The organism is Pseudomonas sp. 91RF (assembly GCF_003576265.1).
Classification (GTDB): Bacteria; Pseudomonadota; Gammaproteobacteria; order Pseudomonadales; family Pseudomonadaceae; genus Aquipseudomonas; species Aquipseudomonas kribbensis.
Genome location: NZ_QWFC01000032.1, coordinates 109842 through 125790, shown reverse-complemented (window position 1 = coordinate 125790; position 15949 = coordinate 109842). Strand labels below are relative to the sequence as shown.

The window sequence follows — 15949 nt, the reverse complement described above, 5'->3', positions numbered from 1 at the left end:
TGAAGCATCGCTGGCAAGCCAGATCCCACAGGATTTGTGTACACCGCAAACCTGTGGGAGCGAGCTTGCTCGCGATAAGGCCCGATCAGACACCGACGATTTCGGCGCCTTTGATGGTCTGACTACGCTGCCCATTCGCCCCGACCGGCACCTCCCCTTTCAGCGTCACCCGACGCACCACCCGATCCTGAGTGCCGTAATCATCAATCGCATAATGCTGCGTCGAACGGTTATCCCAGATCGCCACATCACCGGCCTTCCAGCGCCAGCGCACGGTGTTTTCCTGACGAATCACATGACTCTGCAACAAGCCGAACAGGTGCGCCGAATCAGCCTGGGAGTAACCCTTGATGCGTTTGACGAAATGCCCCAGCAGCAAGCTTTTTTCGCCGCTGATCGGGTGTACGCGGACCACCGGGTGTTCGGTCTCGTAGACGGTCGAGGTAAAGATCTTGCGATAGCGCTCAAGCTTCTCCGCCGAGACGTCCGGCTTCGCCCCGGCGTAGTCGTATTCGTTGCTGTGCACGGCCACCAGTTTGTCCGCCAGCTCACGCAGCTCGGTCGGCAGTTCGTTGTACGCGGTCGCGGTGTTCGCCCACAGCGTGTCGCCACCGAATGCCGGGGCCACCACCGAACGCAGGATCGAGGCCTTTGGGTAGGCATCGACGAAGGTCACGTCGGTGTGCCAGGAGTTGGCGCGCTGCCCTTCGGCGCCGTCCAGTTCCAGCAGGTACCGGGTGCCCTCGCGGGACGGCACGGTCGGGTGCGCCACCGGTTCGCCGAGCAGATGGGCGAAGGCTTCCTGACGTTGATCGTCGAGCTGGGTCTGCTCGCGAAAGAACACGACCTTGTACTGCACCAGCGCCTGTTGAATGGCTTCAACCGTTGCGGCATCCAGTTCACCGGACAGGTGCACGCCACGGATTTCGGCACCGATACGGCCGGCCACCGGATGAATGTCCAGCGCGTGGACAGCGGGTTTTACAGCGAGTGCGGCATTGCTCATGGGTAGACCCTCATCGACTGCTTGCGGTTGGACGGCAGCGAAACAACGCTCTATCTATATTCCATTTACATCTAATAGATATTCACATGCTTCGTTGACGGAATAAGAGCTTGCATTTAAAACCTCAAGCAACCTCGTCGCAAATGCCTTCGAGCTATTTTTAGGATGCCGGAAAAGCATATGGATCTTCGCCAGTTGCGCTACTTCATCGCCCTCAACGAACACCGCAGTTTTGTCCGCGCGGCCGACGCCATGGGCATCACTCAACCGGCGTTCAGCCGCAGCATTCAAGGGCTGGAGCAGGAGTTCGGCTGTGTGCTGGTGGATCGCGGCAACAAGGATCTGCGCCCCACTCCAGAAGGTCAGGTGGTGCTCCAGCACGCCCTGACCCTGGTGCAGGGCGCGGCATTGCTCAGCGCCGAAGTGACCCAGATGACCAAGCTCGACGCCGGCGAACTGCACTTCGGTTGCGGCCCGGCGCCGGCGGTGAAACTGGTGCCGGACGCGGTGGCGCAATTCATCAACGCGCACCCGAAAGTGCGCACCTGCTTTCAGGTGGATAACTGGGAAAAACTCAGCCGCGCGCTGAGCCGCGAGGAGATCGAATTCTTCATCGCCGACATCCGCCATTTCGAATCCGACCCGAACTTCCAGACCCAGCCGCTGACGCCCAAGCGCGGGGTGTTTTTCTGCCGGCCGGGGCATCCGCTGCTGGCCAAGGAAAGCCTGTCGACCAACGACATGTTTGACTACCCGCTGGCGACCACGCTGATCCCGCCGGGTATTCGCAAACTGCTGGCGAACCTCAGCGGGCGGATCGATTTTTCCCCGACCATCGAGACCGAGCATTTCCCCGCGCTGGTGAAAGTGGTACTGCAATCCAACGCGATTGGTGTAGGCACTGAAGAGGCGTTTGTCGAAGACATCGCCCAGGGCTCGCTGGCGCTGCTGCACTGGCGCAACCTGCCGCAGAACCTGGAGAGCATGAATGCGCGGTGCGGGATTGTGAGCCGTACGGGGTTCAGGCTGTCACCGGCGGCGCGGGCGATGATCGAGACGTTGGTGGCGGTGGATAAACAGGAAATCAGTGTCGCGGTTTGAAGTCGTCATCGCCAGCAGGCTGGCTCACACAGGAAAATGCATTCCAAATGTGGGAGCCAGCCTGCTGGCGATGAGGTCTGTTCTGACGCTAAAAATTCAGAGCTTCGCAGCCGCCAGTTCAGGCGCCACCCACTCGTTCACCTTGAACGGCTTGCGGATCAGCTTCTGCTGCGCCGCCAGATCGACCTTGCCCTGCAGGTTTTCGAGGAACAGCGGATCCAGAGTCGACGGGAAGACTTCACTCAGGTTCTGATCCTTCAGATCCTGGGTGAGAATCACCGGTGGATAACTCGCCAGCCCAGAAACCAACTGCACGTAAGCGTCCTTGTTGCTGTCCTGAGTCAACCACTCCACCGCCTGTTGCTGCGCCTTGAGCAGCTTCGCCACGGCTTCCGGATGCCCGTCGACAAACTTGCCGGTACCCACCAGCACCGACTGCACACTGCCGGCGCCACCGAGGTCCTTGGTATTCAGAGGCAACTCGGCCAGACCTTTGGCCTGCAAGGCGGTCAGCCCGGAGCTGCCCCATGATGCATCGATCTGCTTCGCCGCCAGCGCGGCAACCGCTGCGTTGAAATCGAGGTTGATCACTTTCACGTCCTTTTCGCTCAGGCCCACGCTGGCCAGCGCGGCATCAAACGACAACTGGGTCGCGGTGCCCCGGAAGATCGCCACGCGCTTGCCTTTGAGATCCTGCAACGTCTTGATCCCCGAACCCGGCACCACGCCCAAGTATTGCTTCACACCCCGGGCGCTGGCGCTGAGCAAGCGCGTATCCAACCCGTTGGACTTGCCGATGATGGCCGCCAGATCCCCCAGATAAGCCAGATCCACCTGGCCGTTGGCGAACGCCTCGTTGATCACCGGGCCGGCGCCCTTGAAGAAGCTCCACTGAATCTTGATGCCCTGATCGGCGAAGGCCTTTTCGAAGATCTGCTGATCGCGCAGCACGTCCACGATGCCCCCGCCGCTGTGCTGGGTGCCGGCGCTCAGATCAGGCACGGCAATCCTGATTTCCTTGAGCTCGTCGGCCTGGACAGAGAACGCCAGCAGACCCGCCAGTGCCGGCGCGGCAAACAGACTGATGACACGTTTGAAGGGAAGGTTCATGGGTGCGGCTCCTGATCACGACGGGCATTGAGGAGCCGAAAGTAGGCGCAATCCGTAGCAGCACTTAAATACTTAAAAAGCACATTTTTATAGCTTTTCAAGCTAAGCCAGCAAAGTCGGGACATGCAGAGCGATATGCATGGAGAGCATCGAAAATATTCTTCGAATGCATTGGATGCGTGCAGGGCTGGAGGCCTTAAATGGCGCTGCTTATCTCCAAAATGATTATTTTTTAATTCACTTATAACGATAAGTTCACCGCTAATTCCGCTGACACGATCCAACCCGACAACGGAGGTCACCCATGGCCCGTGAATCCCTGCTCAGCCTGCCACTGGCCGCACCGCCGTTGAAAAACCGGCGCACCTGGCCAAGCCTGAGCCACCGCGTTTTACCCTGGATATTGCCGCTCGGACTGTTCGCCCTGTGGTGGCTGGCAGCGCGCAATCAATGGATGAGCGAGCAGATCCTTCCCGCGCCGTCGCTGGTGTGGAACAGCGCAATCGAGCTGTCCCAGGGCGAGTTGTGGAGTCATTTGTGGATCAGTCTGCAACGGTTGTTCTGGGGCCTGTTGGCGGGCGTTACCGCCGGCGCGGTACTCGGTGCGGCGCTGGGTTTCAGCCGTCGTCTCGAACGCCTGATCTTCCCGACTTTCGCCGGCCTGGCCCAGGTGCCGACGCTGGCGTGGATTCCGCTGTTCATGGTGTTTTTCGGCATCGGCGAAACGCTGAAACTGGTGGTACTGGTCAAGGCCATCGTGGTGCCGGTGACCCTGCACACCCTGGTCGGCGTGCGCGATGCGCAACCGAAACTGCGTGAAGCCGCCGCTGTTTTACGTCTGCCGCCACGCCTGTTGATCCGCCGATTGGTGCTGCCCGCCGCGCTCCCGGCGTTCATGGCCGGTGTGCGTCTGGCATTGGCCGCTGGCTGGACTTCGTTGCTCGCCGTCGAGCTGCTGGCCTCCAGCGAAGGCATCGGTTACCTGATGGTCTGGGCGCGTCAGCTGTTCATGCTCGACATCGTCTTTGTGTGCATCGTGGTGATCGGCCTGATCGGCGTGGCGATGGATCGCGGCATCGGTCTGCTGGACAGGAAACTGGTGCACTGGCCGCATCCGGCCACGGCAGAAATTCGTCGCGGACCGCGCTACGAAGGCTGGCAGCGCGTGCAGCCGTGGCTGTTGCCGTTGGGGTTGTTTGCGTTGTGGCAACTGGCGGTCGATCAGCAATGGATCGATGCCAACATTCTGGTCAGCCCGTGGGTGGTGCTTGAGGCGACGAAAAACGGATTGCTCGACGGCACGTTGATTTCGGGGATGGCCCTGAGCCTCGGCCGCACACTCGGCGGCCTGTTGATTGGTGGCGGCCTCGGCCTCGTGCTGGGCTTGCTGCTGGGGCTGTCGCGTACCAGCGAACGCGTGCTCGGCCCGACCCTCGCCGCCCTGCGGCAGATCGCGATTTTCGCCTGGGTGCCGCTGCTCACCGCGTGGTTCGGTCTGGGCGAACTGGCCAAATGGGTGTTCGTCGCCCTTGCAGCGTTTTTCCCGCTGTTCGTCGCCACCCAACGCAGCGTCGCCAACCTCTCGCCACAACTCAACGAAGCCGCGCAGGTGCTGCGCCTGAACCTCGTTCAACGCCTGCGTCGACTGGTGTTGCCGGGCGCTGCGCCGGGGATTTTCGCCGGCCTCAGATTGAGCCTGATCTACGCCTGGCTCGGCACCATCGGCGCCGAATATTTCATGCCGTCCAACGGCGGCATCGGCAGCCAGATGATCGGCGCCCAACAACTGCTGCGCATGGACCTGATCATGGCCGGGATGCTGCTGGTCGGCCTCACCGGCGCCCTGCTCAACCTCATTGGCCAACGCCTGGAAATCCGCGCCACCCGCTGGAGACACGCATGAACGCACCGATTGTCAGCTTCACCCACGTAGGCAAATCCTTCGACGTCGACGGTTTCGAACTGGAGGCGATCCGCGAATTCAACCTCGACATCGCCGAGGGCGAATTTGTCGCCATCGTCGGCTCCAGCGGCTGCGGCAAATCCACCTTGCTGCGCTTGCTGGTGGGGCTCGATACGGAGTTTCGCGGGCAGATCACAGTCGATGGCAAAGCTGTCAGCGGCATTGGCGGCGAGCGCGGCATCGTGTTTCAGGAACACCGTTTGTTCCCGTGGTTGACGGTGGCCGACAACATCGGTCTGGGCCTGGTCAACGAGCCGCTGACGGCCGCTGAAAAGCAGCAGCGCGTCAACGATTTCATCGAACTGGTGGGCCTGCGCGACTTCACCCGCGCCTACCCGCATCAACTCTCCGGCGGCATGGCCCAGCGTGTGGCGATTGCTCGCGGACTGGTGGCGAGCCCACGCATCCTGTTGCTCGACGAACCCTTCGGCGCCCTCGACGCGCTGACCCGCCAGCAGATGCAGGACGAACTGCTGGCGATCCGTGAGCGGGCAAAGATCACCACAATCCTGGTCACCCACGATGTCGAGGAAGCGATTTTCCTCGCCGACCGCGTGGTGGTCATGGAACCGCGTCCCGGCCGGATCAAACAGGTGGTGGACATTGCCCTGCCCCATCCGCGCCAGCGCAGCAGTTTCGACTTCCACCAGTTGCGCGAAGAACTGCTGCACGAATTGACCAGTGATGACCATTACCAACCGAGCGTGCCGGTACAGATCCGTGATCTGCCGTTGTCGTTCATTGCCTGCTGAACAGGAGCCTGTTGATGCCGCAACGTCCCAATTTTCTGGTGATTCTGGCCGATGATCTCGGCTTCTCCGACATCGGTGCCTTCGGCGGCGAAATCGCCACGCCAAACCTCGATGCCCTGGCCAACAACGGTCTGCGACTGACCGACTTTCACACCGCACCGACCTGCTCGCCGACCCGCTCGATGCTGCTCACCGGCACCGATCACCACATCGCCGGCATCGGCACCATGGCCGAAACCCTGACCCCGGAGCTGATCGGCAAACCGGGTTACGAGGGTTACCTCAACGACCGTGTCGTCGCGTTGCCGGAGTTGCTGCGCGAGGCCGGTTATCAGACCTTGATGAGCGGCAAATGGCACCTGGGCCTGACCGCCGAACTGGCGCCCCACGCCCGTGGCTTCGAGCGTTCGTTCTCGCTGTTGCCCGGCGCGGCGAACCACTACGGATTCGAACCGACCTACGATGAACACACGCCCGGCCTGCTGAAATCCACCCCGGCGCTGTACATCGAGGACGACACGTTCATCGACGAGTTACCGAAGGATTTCTATTCCTCCGACGCGTTCGGCGACAAGCTGTTGCAGTACCTCAAGGAGCGCGATCAGAGCCGGCCATTCTTCGCCTACTTGCCGTTTTCCGCGCCGCACTGGCCGTTGCAGGCGCCCGCCGACATCGTCGAAAAATACCGCGGCCGCTACGACGCGGGGCCGGAAGTGCTGCGCCTTGAGCGTCTGGAAAAACTCAAGGAATTGGGCCTGATCGAGCCGGATGTCGAACCGCATCCGCTGATCCAGTTGACCGCGCAATGGGGCGCGCTGAGCGATGAGCAAAAGCGGATCTCCGCCCGGGCGATGGAGGTCTACGCGGCAATGGTCGAGCGCATGGACTGGAACATCGGCCGCGTCGTCGACTATCTGCGCCAGCAGGGCCAGCTCGACAACACCTTCATCCTGTTCATGTCCGACAACGGTGCCGAAGGCGCGCTGTTGGAGGCCTTCCCGAAATTCGGCCCGGAGCTGGTGACGTATCTGAGCCAGCATTACGACAACAGCCTCGACAACATCGGCCGCGCCAATTCCTACGTCTGGTACGGGCCGAACTGGGCGCAGGTGGCGACCGCGCCGTCACGCCTGTTCAAGGCGTTCACCACCGAGGGCGGGATTCGCGTTCCGGCGCTGCTGCACTATCCGCAGCTGTCGCTGAAAGGGCAGATCAGTCATGGTTTCGGCACGGTGATGGACATCACGCCGACCATCCTCGATCTGGCCGGCGTGCGGCATCCGGGCAAACAGTGGCACGGCAAACCGGTGGCGCCGTTGCGCGGTAAATCGTGGCTGGGGTTCTTGTCCGGCGAGACGGCGCAGGTGCATGACGAACATACCGTCACTGGCTGGGAGTTGTTCGGGCGCCGGGCGATTCGGCAGGGGCAGTGGAAGGCGGTGTGGATCCCCGGTCCGGTGGGGCCGGCGACCTGGCAGCTTTATGATCTGGGGAGTGATCCGGGGGAGATTCATGACCTGGCGTCGAGTCAGCCGGACAAGCTCAACACCTTGATCGGGCACTGGCAGAAGTATGTGGAAGAGACCGGGGTAATTTTGAGTGAGTCGCCGTTTCAGCCGGATTGAGGGTGGCTGATGCAGGGCTATCGCCGGTCAGCCGGCGATAGCTTCGGATACCTTCAAGCCTGAGCCGTCTGCACTTCTTTCTGCAAAACTTCTTCCTTGCGAACAAACCTGTTCGCCCGCCCGAACGTCCCGAAATCATTGAACCGAACCCCCATCTCCCGCATCACCTTGTGCGCCACCGGCACCGTCAGCTGGCGAATGTAGAACGGCTCCTTCACCACAAAATGATGAATCCCGTGACTGCTGCCGAAGTTGAAGCAGAACGCCTGCAACGGCCACAACCACCATGGATTCAACACCTGGCACTGCTGAAGCACATTGCCCGGCTCCACATCCCCGTAGTAATGCATGTTCGAGCTGATGAAGTGCAGGCAAAAGGTGCGCAGCACGTTCGGCCCGATGATGACCACAGCGGCTATGTCGATCACTTGCATCACCGACAACGTGGTCGCTGACCATTCAATCGGCGAGCCCATCAGGTAAGCGATGCCGTTGGCCGCATGGAACCCGAGGAACACATACCACGCGCCCCAATGCACCAGCGCCAGCGGCGCGTAGACCTTCAACGAACGCTTGATGATGCTGAACTTGTGCGCCCAGGTCTTGGCCCGAAGCATGCGGATGAATGCCGACATCACGTTGTCGCCGACCATCAGCAACCGCGCAAAACCCCAGGGTTCACCGTTGGTGATCGCCCGTTCTTCCATGTCCGTTTCAGTACCGGACACTTTGTGGTGGTTGAGGTGCAGATGGCGGCGGATCCACGGGTTGATGGTGCTCGGCCGCGCCAGCCACACCAGGCCCATCATCAGGTTGTGCGGCACGCGCTGTTTGCGGAAATACATGCTGTGAATCAGGTCGTGTTCGAGCTCATGGGTCAGCGAGGCAAAAAACGCGTTGAGCAACAGGCACGCCCACCACGCCATGTGCCCGGTGATGTAGAGCGCCGCCGAACCGATCATCCCGGCCAGTGCAAACGCCAGAATCCCCGCGCCGAGGGCGTCCTGATGGTTGAGAATCGGGTAGCGCTCGCGCAGCTCGACGCCTTTGGCCAGCACTACTTCGCGAATATGCGCTGATCGCTGGGCAGCATTGTGTCGCTGGGGACTTGCAGAAGTACGGTCCATGCTTCCATCCTCTGGTTATTGATGTTCGCATCCTGTCCCCCGCAGGGTCCGGACGCGGTAGCCGAGAACGCCAACCTGTTGACCGGAAGCGCCAATCAGCATGAAGGAACCGACTTCTCTCGCCAGCTGGACCCGTGCCCTGCGCAAGCAACTCGACGCGCTTGGGCTGGACAGCACTGCCCTGTGCCAGCAGGCCGGGCTCGATCCGCAACTGATGGACGACCCGAATGCGCGCTATCCGTTGTCCGCGACCACACGCCTGTGGGAAATCGCGGTGCAGGTCAGCGGTGATCCGGCGATCGGTTTGCGGGTGTCGCGGTTCGTCAGCCCCACGACGTTTCACGCGTTGGGATATGCGTTGGTGGCCAGCGGCAGCCTGCGGGAAGTGTTCGAGCGGATCGTGCGTTATCACCAGGTGGTCAGCGACGCGCTGGAGCTGGAGCTGACCCGCAGCGAAGACCGCTACCGGTTTCGCCTGAAAATCCCGGCCGACAACCCGGCCCCGGCCTTCGAAGCCATCGACGCCTTCGCCGCGATCTACGTGCGCACCTGCCGCAATCGCCTGGGCCGCGACTACGCGCCGCTGGCGGTGTACCTGCGTCGCCCGGAACCGGCCGATGCGCATCAATGGCACAAGGTGTTCCGCTCGCCTGTGCATTTTTCCGCCGAAGAAGACCGCATCGAGTTCGCCCTCACCGACTTCGACAGCCATCTCGACGACGCCAACCCGGAACTGGCCGAGCACAACGAAGCCGTGCTCAAACGCACCCTCGCCCAGCTCAAGCCGCTGACCTGGGAGCGCAAGGTACGCGACGCCATCGAAGAACAACTGCCCGAAGGCGAACCCAGCGCCGAACGCATCGCCCAGGCCCTGCACCTGAGCCTGCGCAGCCTGCAACGGCATCTGGCGGACGAGGGTTGTCGCTTCGATACGCTGCTGAATGAAAGCCGCGAGAACCTCGCGCTGCTGCACCTGCGCGATCCGCAATGCTCGCTGAGCGAGGTCAGTTATCTGCTGGGCTTTGCTGACACGAGCAGTTTCAGCCGCGCGTTCAAACGCTGGACGGGGATGACGCCGGGGCAGTTTCGGGATCAGTTGCGTTGAGCGCACAGGGGGCGCTCAACCCTTGGTCAGGCTGCGTTCAATCCCGGACTTCCATTGCTCGATCATTGCCGTACCCACCTCGGCGAACGACTCATGGGTTCGGCAATGCTCAAGCATTTCCGCCATTGCCGCCTGCATGCCATGAACAACCTGCTGCAGCAGTTCATTGCACCGGCCTTCCGTCAGATTGCACGCCGTACGGCCGAAGCGGATGAGTGCCTTGTACTTGGGCCATGCCTTCGACCCGCCCAACAGCAACGCCAGGCTGTCGTTCCTGATGTAAACCGATGTGGTGATGATGTCGTAAGCCGGGGCGAGCCGGATCGAGGCCTGCGCACCGCAATGGTCATACAGCACACCGAAGTTCTTCAGGTGCGCATCGCCGTTTTTCAGTCCCGCTGACAGCGCCACGATCTTGAAAAAAGCCTCCAGCGCCTGACTCAACAGCGCAGGTGAAACAAAGGCTTTGATCTGTCGGGCAGCACCTTCGTAAGAACCATCGTATTTGGCTCTGGAAGGCCAGCCGTTGAGTACACAAAAGTCTTCGAAACCCAGATAGCCGTGCTCAAACAGGTCAAAACGCTCGACCACCAGAAACTTGCCCCGCTCACTCAATTCAAACTTTGGTACTTCAAGTCCGCTAAGCGCCGCGGCGCGCATACAGAAGTACTCGTTGGTCGCCAGCTCGGGAAACTCTTCGGGACGGAAGGCTTTGACCAGATGTGTGGAGCCTCGGTGGGTCAAGCGATCAACTGCTGCCGCACTATCGCGCACCAGCACTTTGGGCTGCACACCCGAAACCCCGGAGTATTGGCCGTACTTCTGTAGCAAATCATCGAACAGTCCCTGGGCACCGTCATGCACCAGAAGCTCAGCCAGTGAAGTTTCGGGCTGACGCTCGGACGTCGACCCGCTGGTAATCGCCAGCCGTCCCAACTGATGCGGTCCGACAATAGCGAGCAAGGCGAAATCATCAAAACCGCGCACAGCCTTACTGAAGCGTCGAACCAGCTCATCGCGCAGCGCGCCTTCTGGCAGATTCATTTCGAAGACAGGATGAATGCCCCGCTCCCAGACGTAGCTCTCCAGCCGGGTCGGCATTGTCAGCGACACCGCATTTTCGTCGATGGCGTCCTCGCGATAGCTGAACACACTGTCCATGCCCGGCTGCCCTCGACCGAGGGTTCCGACCGGGCTATCAGCGACGGTGATATGCAAGCGATCTGCAGGCTCAGTCATGGAAATTGACCTTCTGCAACGCGTCGAGTGTAGGGCGTTGCGCTCTCACTGGAACCGCAGTCAGCTCATAGCCGAAGCCATTGAGGATGGCCTCGACTTTGCGCAGACCAATTTCAGAAATCGTGTTGTTTTCGATCCCCGAAATAGTGGCGCGGCTCATGCCGTATCGCTGTGCCAGCGCCTGTTGCGAGAGCTTTTGCGCTTTGCGCAGACTTCTGATCAGTTCGCCCAACTGTTCCATGACACACCAATGCACTGTATGCAGTGCAATAAACCGAGTTTAAATATATATGCATCGTATTTGATGCCAATTTAAGGCGAGTCTAGCTCAGATGAAACGGCATGTGCAGGTCGATCAGCGACTGGTTACAAATCCAAGCTCAAAAACCGTACCCGTTGCATCACTGCTGACCCGCACCTGCCCTCCATGCAATTGCATGATCGACTGCACGATCGCCAATCCCAATCCGCCGGAATCTCCCGGCTCCGCGCGGGACGGATCGACGCGGTAGAAGCGGTCGAACAGTTTACCCAGATGCTCATCCGCAATGGCCGGGCCGAGGTTGTGCACTTGCAGCCAGAACACGCCTGGCTCACCGCGCCGGCGCAGGCTGATGACCGAGCCGGCGTCAGCATGGCGTACGGCGTTGGCCAACAGATTACCCAAGGCGCGTTGCAGCAGTTGCTGATCTGCCAGCAATTCTCCGCTGAACGTGTTTTCCAGGCGGATTCCCCGGTCATCGGCCAGGGCTTCGAAGTAGTCGCACAACTGATCGCCGATTTCGTGCAGCTTCAGCGTGCGCAGATCGAGCGCCCGCTCGGCCTGCTCTGCGCGAGCGAGAAACATCAGGTTTTCGGCCATGCGCTTAAGCCGTTCGAATTCTTCCATGTTTGACGCCAACACTTCCTGATATTCCGCGCTGCTGCGCGGATAGTTCAGTGCCTGGCCGTTGCTGGCGAGCAGGGTGTGCAGAGGCGTGCGGATTTCATGGGCAAGGTCGGCGGAAAACTGTGAGAGACGCTGGAAGCCGTCGTCCAGCCGCACGAGCATGCCGTTCAGCGCGTGCACCGGCTCCAGCAATTCCGATGGCGTGCCGGCGGTGGGCACCCGTTGGTCGAGGCTGCGCAGGTCGATGCCGCGCAGCGCTTCACTCAGCTTGCGCAGAGGCTGCAAACCACGGCGCAACAGCACCAGGCCCAGCGTGAAAGCGAGCACGGCACCCAGGCCGACGGCCAGATACAAGCGCAGGCGATAGCTGCCGAGCATCTGCTCGCGCTCGCTCAAGACCTTGCCGGCGATCACGGTCAATGCTTCGCCGTTCGGCCCTTGGGCCTGACCTGATAACAGGGCCAGCTCGACACCGTCGGGCGCCTTCCAGGTCAGCACATCGCGGCGTTGCGGCGGTTGATCCCTGGGGATGGCCTGCACGGACGGCAGTGCGCGTTGGCGAGGGTTGATCGTGATCACATTCGAGCCGTCCGCGCGTTGCACCAGCAGCAGACTGTCGAGGTTGCCGAGCATGTTCTGGTACAGCCGTGGCCGCGCCTGCAAGGCGTCGAGGCTGTCGCTGTCGGCGAGCAGCGCGCGCACCTGTTCCAGACGACCACGCAACGCCATGTCGTCGCGCCAGGCGATTTCCGAGGCCAGCGAGCGATACAGGAACACGCCAATCGCGCTGAGTACCAAGGCGCAGACTGCAGCGAATGCCAGGGCCAGGCGCCAGGCAATGGATCTAGAGCGCATCGTCAGGCGCTTCCAGTTGATAACCGACCCCACGCACGGTGTGGATCAGTTTGGGCATATACGGATCATCGACCTTCGAACGCAGGCGGCGCACCGCGACTTCGACCATGTTGGTGTCGCTGTCGAAATTCAGGTTCCACACCTGCGAGGCAATCAGCGTGCGCGACAGCACTTCACCCTGTCGGCTGGCGAGCAAATGCAGCAGGGCGAATTCCTTGTTGGTCAGGGCGATGCGCTGGCCGCCACGGCTGACCCGGCGGCGCAGCACGTCGATTTCCAGATCGGCGATGCTGTACGACTCGGCTTCGCGCATCGGCCCGCGCCGTAACAACGTCCGTACCCGCGCGAGCAATTCAGCGAAGGCGAACGGCTTGAGCAAATAGTCATCGGCCCCCAGTTCGAGGCCACGCACACGGTCTTCGATTGCATCTTTCGCTGTCAGGAACAGCACCGGTGTGGCGCCACGCTGACGGATCAGCTGGAGCAATTGCCAGCCGTTGAGGCCCGGCAGCATCACGTCGAGGATGATCAGGTCATATGCCTGCTGCTCGATGAAGTAGCGCCCGTCGAGGCCATTCAGTGCCACGTCCACGGCGAAACCCGACTCGCCCAGCCCTTTGGCGAGGAAATTCGCGGTTTTGGCTTCATCTTCTACGACCAGCAAACGCATGGCACACCTCGATTGATCAGAGACACAGGCTAGGCGCCTTCGGCGGCGTTGCCCATTACAAACTTGTAATCCGGCTGACGAGGTTTCGACGGGGACTGGCGGATAAGGTGGCGGCCTTCGCTTTTGGAGCCTGCCCATGACCGTCAATTACTTGATTGCCAGCCTGGCAATCGGCCTCGGCACCGCCGCGTTCGCTGCGCCTGAGCTGCCACGCCACGCTGATCTAGATCTGAAAACTGCACGGCTGCTGGCCGACACGGCGCTGGAACACTGCACCGCCACGGTGTCGGTGCTCGACCGTGGCGGCAACCTGCTGGTGACCTTGCGCGGCGACGGTATCGGCCCGCACAACACCGCCGCCAGCCAACGCAAGGCCTATACCGCGCTATCGACGAAAACCCCGACCCGGCTGTTCGCCGAACGCGCCCGAAACAATCCGGAAGCCACCAACCTCAACACCCTCGATGAATTGCTGTTGCTCGGCGGCGGCATCCCTTTGTTTGCCGGAAAAGAACTGGTCGGCGCCATGGGCGTGGCCGGTTCCGGCGGCGGCGAGCAGGACGAAAACTGCGCGATCAAGGCTGCCGAAACTCTCGGCTTGTCCCTCAACCGTACTTGAACCCAGGAGCATCACCATGTCCCCACTACGAATCACTTTCGCCGCGCTCGGCCTGTGCGCTTTTTCAAGCCTGGCGCTGGCCGCCGGCAACCCGTTGAGCGTGCACGTGCTCAATCTGGAAAACGGCCTGCCTTCGCCAGGCATCAACGTGACATTGGAGAAACACGTGGGCCAGGACTGGCAGCCGCTGGCGCAGGGCACCACCAATGAACAGGGACGGATCGCCGAACTGTTCCCGGCGAACAAACCGTTCGAGACGGGTGAATATCGAGTGGTGTTCAAAACTGGCGAGTACTTCGAGAAGGCGAAGCACGAGACGTTTTTCCCGGAGATTCCGGTGATCTTCAAAGTGAAGCAGACGGATCAGCACTATCACATTCCGTTGCTGCTCAGCCCTTATGGCTTCTCCACTTATCGCGGTTCGTAAGAAGATCGCAAGACCCCTTGTGGGAGCTAGCCTGCTAGCGATTAGATCTGTGAGCCACCTCGACGTTGGCTAATCGACCGCTATCGCTAGCAGGCTAGCTCCCACAGGAAATTGTCGGTGTCTTTTATAGGATCGCCAGTGCGCGTAATCGCGCGGCGTCGAGGATTTCGATCTCGCCATAACTCAACCCGATAATCCCCTGCCCCTGCAGCTCCTTGAGGATCTGATTGGTCGTCTGCCGCGACAGCGACAGCATCGACGCCAACTGTTCCTGAGGCAGTTGCAACACCCGGCGTGGCGGGGCGAGTTCGCCGTAGCCTTCGGCGATCATCAGCAAGCGATGGGCCAGACGCGCAGGGGCCGGCAGCAGACTCAATTGTTCGAGATTGATGAACGTCAGGCGCAGTTTGTGGCTCATCAACAGGGCCAGATGTCGCCAGTAGACGGGATGTTCGTCGAGCAGTTTCAGCAGCGTGGCCTGGGGAATGTTCAGCAAGGTGCAAGGCCCGACCGCGTAGGCATCGTGGGTGCGGGGCTGGCCGTCGAACAGGCAGATTTCGCCGAACCAGTGCGGCGCTTCCACCAGGCTCAGCAACGCCTCCTTGCCCTGCTCGCTGACCGCGCCGATACGTACCGCGCCGTCGAGCACCGCGTACAGCCCGCACGGCGCATCGCCGCGCTGGAACAGCCGCTGCCCCGCCGCCAGCCGCCGCTCCTTTGCCGCCGCCAGCAGACTATCCTGAAAGGACGAAGGCAGATGACTGAACCATTGCCCGGTCAGCAGGCGCTCGCGCCAGACCTTTTCCATGCGTTCTCCTAAAGATTGTCGCCTGCCTGACAGAGCAAGCCGTGAACCCGGGGCATGATTCGATCACCCTACAGGAGGAACAACAATGAAAAGCCTCGTCGATCATTTGAGTCAATACGCCGCTTACCACCGTGACCCGCGCAACATCGCCAGCCACTTTATCGGGATTCCGCTGATTGTGGTGGCGGTGGCCGTGCTGTTGTCGCGGCCGGAATGGTCGGTAGGCGGATTGTGGATTTCCCCGGCGGTTATTGCGGCCCTCGCTTCGGCATGGTTTTACCTGCGCCTGGAACTGAAGCTCGGGGTTCTGATGACCTTGTTGATGGGGTTGTCGGTCTGGGCCGGGCATGTATTGGCACAGCAGAGCACCCTGGTCTGGCTGAGCGCAGGTCTGGCGATGTTTGTGATTGGCTGGGCGATCCAGTTTGTCGGGCACCACTATGAGGGGCGCAAACCGGCGTTTGTGGATGACTTGAGCGGGCTGATTGTCGGGCCGCTGTTTGTGGTGGCCGAACTGGCGTTCATGCTCGGGATGCGGCATGAGCTGAAAGAGCAGATCGAGGCGCGGGCGGGTGTGGTGCGGGTCAATCCGAATCGCGCGGCTGTCTAGACCGTGATCGCCAGCAGGCTGGCTCCCACAAATCTTCTGTGGG

At 61.1% G+C, this 15949-nt stretch carries 16 protein-coding genes; 8 read left to right on the top strand and 8 right to left on the bottom strand.

What is annotated here, in order from left to right; genetic code table 11:
- Nucleotides 1-85: 85 nt before the first annotated feature.
- Nucleotides 86-1006 carry a TauD/TfdA family dioxygenase gene (locus tag DXT77_RS17595; protein ID WP_085712666.1) on the bottom strand — a complete coding sequence of 307 codons (921 nt, stop codon included), beginning with the start codon at nucleotides 1004-1006 and terminating at the stop codon, nucleotides 86-88.
- Between the two features lie 180 nt (nucleotides 1007-1186).
- Here DXT77_RS17595 and DXT77_RS17590 point away from each other — a divergent pair, with 180 nt between their 5' ends.
- Entirely contained in the window at nucleotides 1187-2107 is a 921-nt protein-coding gene (locus tag DXT77_RS17590; protein WP_039764497.1) for a LysR family transcriptional regulator, read from the top strand.
- Nucleotides 2108-2203: 96 nt separating this feature from the next.
- Here the strand turns inward: DXT77_RS17590 and DXT77_RS17585 are convergent, their stop codons facing one another.
- Nucleotides 2204-3217 carry an ABC transporter substrate-binding protein gene (locus tag DXT77_RS17585; protein WP_119428578.1) on the bottom strand — a complete coding sequence of 338 codons (1014 nt, stop codon included), beginning with the start codon at nucleotides 3215-3217 and terminating at the stop codon, nucleotides 2204-2206.
- A gap of 304 nt (nucleotides 3218-3521) precedes the next feature.
- Here DXT77_RS17585 and DXT77_RS17580 point away from each other — a divergent pair, with 304 nt between their 5' ends.
- The 3 genes from DXT77_RS17580 to DXT77_RS17570 are packed head-to-tail and all read left to right on the top strand — an operon-like array spanning nucleotide 3522 to nucleotide 7557.
- Nucleotides 3522-5120, top strand: a complete 1599-nt coding sequence (locus DXT77_RS17580; RefSeq protein WP_119428577.1) for an ABC transporter permease — start codon at nucleotides 3522-3524, stop codon at nucleotides 5118-5120.
- Nucleotides 5117-5932 carry an ABC transporter ATP-binding protein gene (locus DXT77_RS17575; protein WP_119428576.1) on the top strand — a complete coding sequence of 272 codons (816 nt, stop codon included), beginning with the start codon at nucleotides 5117-5119 and terminating at the stop codon, nucleotides 5930-5932. Before DXT77_RS17580 ends, DXT77_RS17575 begins: the two co-directional genes overlap by 4 nt.
- Nucleotides 5933-5946: 14 nt before the next feature.
- Nucleotides 5947-7557: an arylsulfatase gene (locus DXT77_RS17570; protein ID WP_119428575.1), complete on the top strand. Its 1611-nt coding sequence runs from the start codon at nucleotides 5947-5949 to the stop codon at nucleotides 7555-7557.
- 53 nt (nucleotides 7558-7610) lie between these two features.
- On the opposite strand, the gene DXT77_RS17565 is transcribed toward DXT77_RS17570, so the two are convergent.
- On the bottom strand, nucleotides 7611-8684 hold the full coding sequence (locus tag DXT77_RS17565; protein WP_119428574.1) for a fatty acid desaturase: 1074 nt from the start codon (nucleotides 8682-8684) through the stop codon (nucleotides 7611-7613).
- Nucleotides 8685-8784: 100 nt separating this feature from the next.
- Between DXT77_RS17565 and DXT77_RS17560 the strand changes: the two genes are divergently transcribed.
- On the top strand, nucleotides 8785-9789 hold the full coding sequence (locus tag DXT77_RS17560) for an AraC family transcriptional regulator (protein WP_085733379.1): 1005 nt from the start codon (nucleotides 8785-8787) through the stop codon (nucleotides 9787-9789).
- Between the two features lie 15 nt (nucleotides 9790-9804).
- Here DXT77_RS17560 and DXT77_RS17555 read toward each other — a convergent pair whose 3' ends face one another.
- The 4 genes from DXT77_RS17555 to DXT77_RS17540 form a co-directional block, all read right to left on the bottom strand.
- On the bottom strand, nucleotides 9805-11028 hold the full coding sequence (locus tag DXT77_RS17555; RefSeq protein ID WP_119428573.1) for a type II toxin-antitoxin system HipA family toxin: 1224 nt from the start codon (nucleotides 11026-11028) through the stop codon (nucleotides 9805-9807).
- A complete protein-coding gene (locus DXT77_RS17550; RefSeq protein ID WP_119428572.1) occupies nucleotides 11021-11269 on the bottom strand; it encodes a helix-turn-helix domain-containing protein in 249 nt (82 codons plus the stop codon). The genes DXT77_RS17555 and DXT77_RS17550 overlap by 8 nt, the downstream gene beginning before the upstream one ends.
- A 114-nt stretch (nucleotides 11270-11383) precedes the next feature.
- Nucleotides 11384-12772, bottom strand: coding sequence for a heavy metal sensor histidine kinase (locus tag DXT77_RS17545; protein WP_119428571.1), 1389 nt, complete (start codon nucleotides 12770-12772; stop codon nucleotides 11384-11386).
- Nucleotides 12762-13442 (bottom strand): heavy metal response regulator transcription factor, encoded by a 681-nt coding sequence (locus DXT77_RS17540; protein WP_119428570.1) that lies wholly within the window; start codon nucleotides 13440-13442, stop codon nucleotides 12762-12764. Before DXT77_RS17540 ends, DXT77_RS17545 begins: the two co-directional genes overlap by 11 nt.
- A gap of 136 nt (nucleotides 13443-13578) precedes the next feature.
- On the opposite strand from DXT77_RS17540, the gene DXT77_RS17535 reads away from it, so the two are divergent.
- Both DXT77_RS17535 and uraH read left to right on the top strand, forming a co-directional pair.
- Nucleotides 13579-14061 (top strand): heme-binding protein, encoded by a 483-nt coding sequence (locus tag DXT77_RS17535; RefSeq protein WP_119428569.1) that lies wholly within the window; start codon nucleotides 13579-13581, stop codon nucleotides 14059-14061.
- A gap of 16 nt (nucleotides 14062-14077) precedes the next feature.
- A complete protein-coding gene (uraH, locus tag DXT77_RS17530; RefSeq protein WP_119428568.1) occupies nucleotides 14078-14488 on the top strand; it encodes a hydroxyisourate hydrolase in 411 nt (136 codons plus the stop codon).
- Between the two features lie 124 nt (nucleotides 14489-14612).
- On the opposite strand, the gene DXT77_RS17525 is transcribed toward uraH, so the two are convergent.
- Nucleotides 14613-15296, bottom strand: coding sequence for a Crp/Fnr family transcriptional regulator (locus tag DXT77_RS17525; RefSeq protein ID WP_119428567.1), 684 nt, complete (start codon nucleotides 15294-15296; stop codon nucleotides 14613-14615).
- Nucleotides 15297-15381: 85 nt separating this feature from the next.
- On the opposite strand from DXT77_RS17525, the gene DXT77_RS17520 reads away from it, so the two are divergent.
- Nucleotides 15382-15906 carry a DUF962 domain-containing protein gene (locus DXT77_RS17520; protein WP_119428566.1) on the top strand — a complete coding sequence of 175 codons (525 nt, stop codon included), beginning with the start codon at nucleotides 15382-15384 and terminating at the stop codon, nucleotides 15904-15906.
- Nucleotides 15907-15949 lie beyond the last annotated feature (43 nt).